Origin of the sequence: Kineococcus indalonis (assembly GCF_009906395.1) — a bacterium.
In the GTDB taxonomy this organism is placed as follows: domain Bacteria; phylum Actinomycetota; class Actinomycetes; order Actinomycetales; family Kineococcaceae; genus Kineococcus; species Kineococcus indalonis.
In genome coordinates this window covers 1-8226 of sequence record NZ_JAAALM010000142.1, presented here as the reverse complement: position 1 = coordinate 8226, position 8226 = coordinate 1, and the positions used below count along the sequence as shown (strand labels likewise).

Annotated in this window: 10 protein-coding genes; 3 read left to right on the top strand and 7 right to left on the bottom strand. The window is 76.3% G+C overall.

All coding sequences use genetic code 11. From position 1 onward, the window contains the following. The 3 genes from murI to clpS all read right to left on the bottom strand — a co-directional run. On the bottom strand, positions 1-727 hold a 727-nt coding region (gene murI / locus GTR00_RS09220), incomplete at its 3' end, for a glutamate racemase (protein ID WP_166611330.1). A gap of 26 nt (positions 728-753) precedes the next feature. Beyond that, on the bottom strand, positions 754-1338 hold the full coding sequence (locus GTR00_RS09215) for a DUF2017 domain-containing protein (RefSeq protein ID WP_166611329.1): 585 nt from the start codon (positions 1336-1338) through the stop codon (positions 754-756). 26 nt (positions 1339-1364) lie between these two features. Next, positions 1365-1667, bottom strand: a complete 303-nt coding sequence (clpS, locus tag GTR00_RS09210; protein ID WP_323132352.1) for an ATP-dependent Clp protease adapter ClpS — start codon at positions 1665-1667, stop codon at positions 1365-1367. A gap of 151 nt (positions 1668-1818) precedes the next feature. Here clpS and GTR00_RS09205 point away from each other — a divergent pair, with 151 nt between their 5' ends. From GTR00_RS09205 to GTR00_RS09195, 3 genes are all read left to right on the top strand, one after another. Then, complete coding sequence (locus tag GTR00_RS09205) at positions 1819-3078, top strand: nicotinate phosphoribosyltransferase (protein WP_240899720.1); 1260 nt, start codon at positions 1819-1821, stop codon at positions 3076-3078. Then, positions 3075-3674: a nicotinamidase gene (locus tag GTR00_RS09200; protein ID WP_166611327.1), complete on the top strand. Its 600-nt coding sequence runs from the start codon at positions 3075-3077 to the stop codon at positions 3672-3674. The genes GTR00_RS09205 and GTR00_RS09200 overlap by 4 nt, the downstream gene beginning before the upstream one ends. 98 nt (positions 3675-3772) lie before the next feature. Continuing rightward, positions 3773-4441 (top strand): NADPH-dependent F420 reductase, encoded by a 669-nt coding sequence (locus tag GTR00_RS09195; RefSeq protein WP_166611326.1) that lies wholly within the window; start codon positions 3773-3775, stop codon positions 4439-4441. Between the two features lie 77 nt (positions 4442-4518). On the opposite strand, the gene GTR00_RS09190 is transcribed toward GTR00_RS09195, so the two are convergent. The 4 genes from GTR00_RS09190 to GTR00_RS09175 form a co-directional block, all read right to left on the bottom strand. Further along, positions 4519-5271: an RDD family protein gene (locus GTR00_RS09190; RefSeq protein ID WP_166611332.1), complete on the bottom strand. Its 753-nt coding sequence runs from the start codon at positions 5269-5271 to the stop codon at positions 4519-4521. A 46-nt stretch (positions 5272-5317) separates the two neighbouring features. Beyond that, the gene (locus GTR00_RS09185; RefSeq protein WP_166611325.1) at positions 5318-5770 is read right to left on the bottom strand and encodes a tellurite resistance TerB family protein; all 453 of its coding nucleotides are present in this window, start codon (positions 5768-5770) and stop codon (positions 5318-5320) included. Between the two features lie 96 nt (positions 5771-5866). Then, complete coding sequence (locus GTR00_RS09180; RefSeq protein ID WP_166611324.1) at positions 5867-6325, bottom strand: SRPBCC family protein; 459 nt, start codon at positions 6323-6325, stop codon at positions 5867-5869. A 23-nt stretch (positions 6326-6348) separates the two neighbouring features. Further along, positions 6349-8181: a DEAD/DEAH box helicase gene (locus tag GTR00_RS09175; RefSeq protein ID WP_407659667.1), complete on the bottom strand. Its 1833-nt coding sequence runs from the start codon at positions 8179-8181 to the stop codon at positions 6349-6351. Positions 8182-8226: the final 45 nt, after the last annotated feature.

Below are 8226 nucleotides of genomic sequence, written 5' to 3'. Positions count from 1 at the left end.
CGGTGAAGCGGTGCCGGGGGGCGGGGCGGTCGTCGGGGCGCAGCAGGTCGCGCGCGGACAGCTCGCGGTACACGTCCAGGGCGGTCTCCTCGGCGCTGGAGACCAGGGTGACCCCGTCGCCGACGACGGTGCGCAGCACGCCGGTCAGCAGCGGGTAGTGGGTGCAGCCGAGCACCAGGGTGTCGACGTCGGCGGCGACCACGGGGGCGAGGTACTCGCGCGCGGCGCTGAGCAGCTCGGGGCCGCCGGTGACGCCGCGCTCGACGAACTCCACGAACCGCGGGCACGCCTGCGTGGTCAGCGACAGGTGCGGGGCGGCGGCGAAGGCGTCCTCGTAGGCGCGCGAGGAGATCGTGGCGCGGGTGCCGATGACGCCGACGCGACCGTTGCGGGTGGCGCGCACCGCCCGGCGCACCGCGGGCTGGATGACCTCCACGACGGGCACGTCGTAGCGCTCGCGGGCGTCGCGCAGCATGGCCGCGGAGGCGGAGTTGCAGGCGATGACGAGCATCTTCACGCCGGAGTCGACCATGTCGTCGAGCACGTCCAGGGCGTGGCGGCGCACCTCGGCGATGGGCTTGGGGCCGTAGGGGCTGTGGGCGGTGTCGCCGATGTAGTGCACGGCCTCGTGGGGCAGCTGGTCGAGCACGGCGCGGGCCACGGTCAGGCCGCCCACCCCGGAGTCGAAGATGCCGATGGGGTCGTCCCGGTCCAGGCGCGCGCTCACCGGAGCAGGTTACGCGCCGGCCCGCCTCAGCCCAGGGAGCGCACCAGCGTCTCCTGCAGGTGCGTCGCGAAGTCGTACACGGCCCACGCGTAGCGGGCCGGGTCGTCCTCGTCGAGCGGCTCGGGGCCGGAGTCGTCGCGCACGCCCAGGCGGGTGCCCAGGGCCAGGCGGACGTCGTTGAGGGCGCCGAGCCAGGTGCGCGCGCCCTCGGCGTCCAGCTGCCCCCGCCCGCCCTGCCCCTCCACGGGGGCCAGCGAGGCGAGCACGGCGCGGGCGGCGGCGGCCTTGCGCTCGCGCAGGCCGCGCTCGGTGAAGCGGCGGAACTCCGAGGCGGCGTCGGGGTCCTCGGGGTAGGCGTCGGGCAGCAGCCGGCGCAGCACCTCGTCGTCGGGGGCGGCGGTGGGGCCGTCGCCGCCCAGCCCGCCGGCGGCGGCCTCCTCGAAGCCGGCGAGGTCGCCCAGGCCGAGCTGCTCGGCCAGCGGGTCGGCGCGCCGCTCGGGCACGTCGAGCAGCTCGAGGACCTCGCGCACGACGGAGGCCAGCACGTCGGCCTCGACGGGCTGCAGGGTCAGGGAGAACAGGCCGTGGCGGTTGCGGCGGAAGGTGGCCATCGCGGGTCGTCGGATCCTCAGGGGGCTCAGTCGTCCTTCTGCAGGGTGGCCCACAGCCCGTACCCGTGCATGGCCTCCACGTCGCGCTCCATCTGCTCGCGGCTGCCGGTGCTGACGGCGGCGCGGCCCTTGGTGTGCACGTCGAGCATGAGCGCCTGCGCCTTGGCCTCGGAGTAGCCGAAGTGGGTGCGGAACACGTAGGACACGTAGGACATCAGGTTCACCGGGTCGTTCCAGACCAGGGTCACCCAGGGGGTGTCCGGGGCGGCGGACAGGTCCGCCTCGGGGCGCTCGAGCTCCACGGGAGCGGTGAGGACGGTCGAGGGCACGAGCGCCATCCTAGGAGCCCGCCGCCGCGCGGCCCGCCCGCGCGCTGACGCGCCCGCCGGTGCCGGTGCGCGCTAGGTTCGCCGCGTGAGCGTGAGCACGGCGACCGGCGCGCCCTCCACGGCGCTGCTGACCGACCACTACGAGCTGACGATGCTGCAGGCCGCGCTGGCCGACGGCACCGCCGACCGGCCCTGCACCTTCGAGGTGTTCGGCCGCCGCCTGCCCGAGGGGCGCCGCTACGGCGTGGTGGCGGGCGTGCCGCGGGTGCTGGAGGCGGTGCGCGGCTTCACCTTCGAGCCGGCCGCGCTGCAGCGGCTGCGCGGGGTGCTGGACGAGCGGACCCTGGACTGGCTGGCGGCGTACCGCTTCGGCGGCTCCGTCGAGGGCTACGCGGAGGGCGAGCTGTGGTTCCCCGGCTCGCCGATGCTGACGATCACCGGCACGTTCGCCGAGGCGGTGGTGCTGGAGACGGTGGTGCTCTCCATCCTCAACCACGACTGCGCCGTCGCCGCGGCCGCGGCGCGGATGAGCACCGCCGCGCACGAGCGCCCGCTGATCGAGATGGGCTCGCGGCGCACCCACGAGGAGGCCGCGGTGGCCGCGGCCCGCGCCGCGTACCTGGCGGGCTTCTCCGCCACCTCCAACCTGGCCGCCGGCGCCCGCTACGGCATCCCCACCACGGGCACCAGCGCGCACGCCTTCACGCTGCTGCACGACACCGAGGAGGAGGCGTTCCGCGCGCAGGTCGCCGCCCTGGGCACGGGCACGACGCTGCTGGTGGACACCTACGACATCACCCGGGGCATCGAGACGGCGATCGCCGTGGCCGGCCCGGAGCTGGGCGCGGTGCGCATCGACTCCGGCGACCTGGCGGTGCTGGCGGTGCAGGCCCGCGAGCAGCTGGACTCCCTGGGCGCGACGGGCACCAGGATCGTCGTCTCCGGCGACCTGGACGAGTACGCCCTGGCCGCGCTGGCCGCGGCGCCGGTGGACGGCTACGGCGTGGGCACCTCCCTGGTCACCGGCTCCGGCGCCCCCACCGCCGGGCTGGTCTACAAGCTCGTGGAGGTCGAGGGCCGCCCGGTGGCCAAGCGCTCCACCTCCAAGGTCACCCAGGGCGGGCGCAAGGTGGCCGTGCGCCGGCACCGCCCCACCGGCACCGCCACCGACGAGGTCCTCGCGGTGGGCGCCGCCCCGCCGCGCGAGCCCAACGACCGCCCGCTGCAGGTGCCCTTCGTCGTGGACGGCGAGCGGGTGGCGGGCCTGCCCTCCCTGGAGCAGTCGCGCGAGCACCTGCGCCGGGCGCTGGTGACGCTGCCGTGGGACGGCCTGGCGCTGTCCAAGGGCGACCCGGCGATCCCCACCACCGTGCTGCCCCCGCCCGCGCCCGCCGCGGAGGGGGCCCGGTGACCCGCGCCCTGGTGGTCGTCGACGTCCAGAACGACTTCTGCCCCGGCGGGGCGCTGGGGGTGGCCGGCGGCGACGAGGTCGCGGCCGCCACCAGCCAGCTGCTGGCGCGCGGCGGCATCGCGTACGACCACGTCGTGGCCACGCAGGACTTCCACGTGGACCCCGGCGACCACTTCTCCGACACCCCGGACTTCGTGGACTCCTGGCCGCCGCACTGCCGGGCGGGCAGCCGGGGCGCGCTGCTGCACGACGCGCTGGACACCTCCCGGGTGGAGGCGGTCTTCCGCAAGGGCCAGTACGCCGCGGCCTACTCCGGCTTCGAGGGCACCACCACCACCGTCACCGCCGAGGGCGGGGAGCTGGTCACCGGCCTGGCGGACTGGCTGCGCGAGCGCGGCGTGGACGAGGTGCACGTGGTGGGCATCGCCACCGACCACTGCGTGCGCGCCACCGCGCTGGACGCGGTGCGCGAGGGCCTGCGCACCACGGTCCTGCTGGGGCTGACCGCGGGCATCTCCGCGGCCACGGTGCAGGCGGCGCTGGAGCAGCTGCGCGCGGCGGGCGTGTCCCTGGTGGGCGAGCCCGTCGTCGCCTGAGGTCCCCGCCGGCGCCGGAGCGGGCGGGGCCGGAGCAGGACGGGGCCGGCGGCGGTCGTCGAGCCCCGCAGGAGCGATCACCCACCACGGAGGCGCACGTGCTCATCGGCATCGTCGGAGCGGGCAACATCGGCGGCAACCTCACCCGGGCGTTCACGCGCGCCGGGCACGAGGTGCGGGTGGCGAACTCGCGCGGGCCCGGGACGCTGGCGGACCTGGCCGCCGAGACCGGCGCCACCGCCGTGGAGGCGGGCGAGGCCGCGCGCGGCGCGGACCTGGTGGTCGTGACCGTCCCCGAGGGGAGCGTGCCCGCCCTGGCCGGCGTGCTCGACGCCGCCGCCGACGGCACCGTGGTCGTCGACACCGGCAACTACTACCCGCGCGAGCGCGACGGGCGCATCGAGGGCATCGAGGCCGGCACGCCGGAGACGGTGTGGGTCGCGCAGCAGCTGGACCCGAGCGGCCGGCTGCGCTGGGTGAAGGCGTTCAACGGCGTGGGGGCCGAGGACCTGCTCACCGCCGGGCGCCCCTCAGGGGACCCGCAGCGCCGCGGCCTGCCGGTGGCCGCCGACGACACCTCCGCGAAGGCGGTGGTGATCGGCCTGCTGGACGCGATCGGCTTCGACGGCGTGGACGCCGGCGCGCTGGCCGGCTCCTGGCGCCAGCAGCCGGGCACGCCGGTGTACGGCGCCGAGCTGGACGCCGACGGGGTCACCCGCGCGCTGGAGGCGGCGCCGCGCGAGCGCCCCGCGGACTTCCGGGCCTGACGACCGCCGCCCCGCGCACGCGACGGGCGCCCGGTCCCCGCGGGGACCGGGCGCCCGTCCAGCGCACGGCGGGGCGCTCAGCGCCGGCGCACCACGACCGTGCCGCCGAGCTTGTCGTGCAGGGCCTGCTTGCGCTTGTCCCAGCACGGCCACAGGGAGTCCAGCAGCGCGTACAGCGCACCGAGCTGGCCGAGCTGGCCGAGCAGGTCGGAGGTGGCCCAGCGCAGCACCGCCTGCCCCCACGTGGGCTTGCCGGGACGCTCCCAGTGCCGCACCCGCAGCCCGAACAGCGCCTTGCCCGGGGTGGCGCCGTAGGCGCGCAGGAACAGCACCGTGTAGACCGCGCTGGTGGCGATGAGGACCCCGGTGAAGCCGAAGGCGGCCGACCGGAACGCCGGGTCCTCCAGCAGCGACAGGGTGGCGCTGCTGTCACCGGCGGCCATCGCGTCCAGGACGTCCTGCACCTCGGTGGTCACGCGCTGCAGCAGCGACCACCCGGCGGCGGCGGCGATGGCGGAGACGAGGAACCAGTCCACCAGGCGCGCCAGCAGGCGCAGCCCGAGGTTGCCCAGCGGCTGCCCGTCGGGGGTGGCCAGGGCGCGCGCGGTCGGGGCCCCGTACGGGCCGCCGTACGGGCCCCCGTACGGGCCGTGGGGGCCCTGCTGCGCGTGCGGGTGCTGCCCGGCGCGCGGGTCGTCCTCGCGCAGGTCCAGGTGCGGCACCTGCGGCGCCTGCGCGGTGTGGGTGTGCTCGGTCCACCGCTGCCCGTCCCACCAGCGCAGCTGCGCCTGGCGGGACGGGTCGGGGTACCAGCCGGCGGGAGTGCTCACGGCAGCCGAGCCTGCCAGGTCCGCCGGGGCGCGCGGGTGGGGGGCATCAGACGCCGAACTCCACCGGGTCCAGGCCGACGGCGGTGCACAGGTCCCGCACCGCCCGGCGCTCGTCGTCGTCGAAGTCGCCGTCGGCGCCGCCCACGAGCACCCCGACCTGCACGACGGCGCGGGCCTGGTCGGGCTTGGAGCGCAGCTTGCCCACGGCCTGCAGCGCCTCGATCCGCCCGAAGTCGCGGTCGCTGGAGAGCTTGCCGCAGTAGCGCTCGAAGGACTCGCGCAGCTGCGCGGCGTCGAAGGCGGCCAGCACGTCGTGGGAGCCGATGAACGCCGCGGTCTTCTGCCGCTCCGCGGGGTCGATGCGCCCGTCGGCCGCGGCGATCAGCGCGCACGCGGCCATGCTGGCCTCGGCGAAGTCCTTGCTGCGGAACTGGGTGACCCGCGACTTCAGCTGGTCGACGGGAAGACCCCTGCCCTTGAGCCTGTCGAGAAAACCCACGTCGTCCTCCCTCGCCGGGACGCTCCCGGCCACACCGGTGGAACGGGCGCGGGGGCGGGCGGGTTCCACCGGCGCGCGCGGGCGCACCCGGCCCGCTCAGCTGAAGCGGCGGACGATCTCGGAGTTGCGGTCGGCCAGCAGCCGGCGCAGGGTGCGGCGCACGAACAGCGCGTCGGCCACCCGCCCGAGCGGGCCCGCCGGGCTGCGCCACGCCATCCGGTCGGTCATGATCGTCATCTGCGGGCCCTCGGGCTCGAAGACGTGCTCGTGCTCGAAGCGGGCGAACAGCCCCTCGCCCATGCGGTCGACGAACCGGCGCGGGCGCTCCAGCTCCACGATGTTCGAGGTGTGCGTCACGGGCAGCACCCCGAACAGCCGCAACCGCCAGCGCACGCTCTCGCCGAGCTGGATGCGCCCCCTCGTGCGCCCGGAGCCCTCCAGGGCGCGCACCTTGAACCGCCGGCCGGCGACACGCTCGACGTCGAGGTCCAGGGACACGTCGAAGACCTCGTCGACGGTCCCCCGGACCATGGTGCGCTGGACGATCTCGGGCACCGTCCGAACCTACCCGCGCCCCCTCACACCAGCGAGAGCAGGTGGTCGCGCCGGCGGCGCAGCACGTCCACGCCCGCCGACGCCGACGGCGGTCCCGGCACGGCCGCGCGGACCTTGGCGTACACGGTCGCGTGCGGCATGCCCCGCCCGGCCGCCACCCGGCCGACGAGGCCGTGGATCTCCTTGCGCAGCAGCGCCGCGGTGTGCCAGACGGCCTCCTCGGCGCCCTCCTCGCCCTCCTCCGGCGCGGGCGCCCGCTCGGCGGCCTCCTCGGCCGGGCGCGGGGCGGTGGTGCGCTTGCGGATCTCCGCGTCGCGCTGGGCGAGCAGGGCGGCGGTCTGCTCCGGGGACAGCAGCCCCGGCAGGCCGAGGAAGTCCTCGTCCTCGGCGGTGACCTCCAGCGGGGCCGGGCCGGTGCCCAGCACCGCCCTGCCGCCGTGCAGGACGTGCGCGAACTCCGCCTGCGCCTCCAGCGCCTCGTACTCCTTGGACTCACCGGGCTCGCGCTCCGGCGGCGGCAGCAGGTCCAGGCCGCCCTCGTCGACCTGCTCGGAGCTCACGCTGGGCGGGGGCGGGATGACGTGGTCGCGGTCGGACTCCATCTCCGCGGCCAGCGCCAGCAGCGGGCGCACAGCGGGCAGGAACACCGTGGCCGACTCCGCGCGGGAGCGGGCGCGCACCACGCGCCCGACGGCCTGCGCGAAGAACAGCGGCGTGCGGTAGGAGGTCATCCACGCCAGGCACGCCGCGCGCGGGACGTCCACGCCCTCGGAGACCATGCGCACGCACACCGCGAAGCGCTGGTCGCCGGCGGCGAAGTCGGCGATCTTCTGCGACGCCTTGGGGTCGTCGGACAGGATCAGCACCGGCTTCTCCCCCGTGACCCGCTGCACGATCCTGGCGTAGGCGCGCGCGTCGTCCTGGTCGGAGGCCAGCACCAGGCCGCCGGCGTCGTGCATGCCGTGCTCGCGCAGGTGGTTCAGCCGGTCGTCCATCGCGGCGATGACGTGCGGCACCCAGTCCCCGCGCGGGTCCAGCGCGGTGCGCCAGGCCAGCGCCTCCACCGACTTCGTGGTGGTGCTGTCGCTCAGGGAGGCGGCCACGACCTCCCCGGCGGAGTTCCGCCACCGCGAGGTGCCGGTGTAGGCGGCGAACACCACGGGGCGCACCACGCCGTCGGCCAGCGCCTGGCGGTAGCCGTAGGTGTAGTCCGCCGCGCTGCGCAGGCCGCCCTCGGACTCCGCGGAGTCGTCCTCGACGTACCTGACGAACGGGATGCGCTCGTCGACCTTGGTGCGGAACGGCGTGCCCGTCAGCGACAGCCGGCGGCGCGCGTCGGAGAACGCCTCCTGCACCGCCTCGCCCCAGCTGAGGCCGTCGCCGGCGTGGTGGACCTCGTCGAGCACGACCAGCGAGCGCTTGGCGGTGGCGCGGGCCCGGTGCAGCATCGGGTGCCCGGCGACCTGCGCGTAGGTGGTGACGTAGCCGCGCACGTCGGGGCGCACCGGGCCCACCGCGTTGGACATCGTCGGGTCCAGCTCGATGCCGGCGCGGTGGGCGGCCTCGGCCCACTGGGTGCGCAGGTGGTCGGTGGGGGCCACGACGACCACCCGGTCCACCTTGCGGGCCTCCAGCAGCCGGCGCGCCAGCGCCAGGGCGAAGGTCGTCTTGCCGGCCCCGGGCGTCGCGGTGACCAGGAAGTCCTCGGGGTCCTCGCGCTCGGGGTCGAAGTACAGCTCGACCGCCTCCCGCTGCCACGCCCGCAGCGGCCGCCCGGACGGTGCGGGCGCGGCGGCGGGGGGTGCGGGTGCGGTGGAGAACAGGTCCGGCGAGGGGTTCTGCGCTGTCGTGCTCACGGTCCTCCCACCGTAGACGAGCCCGGCGCGGGCGCCGGGCTCGTC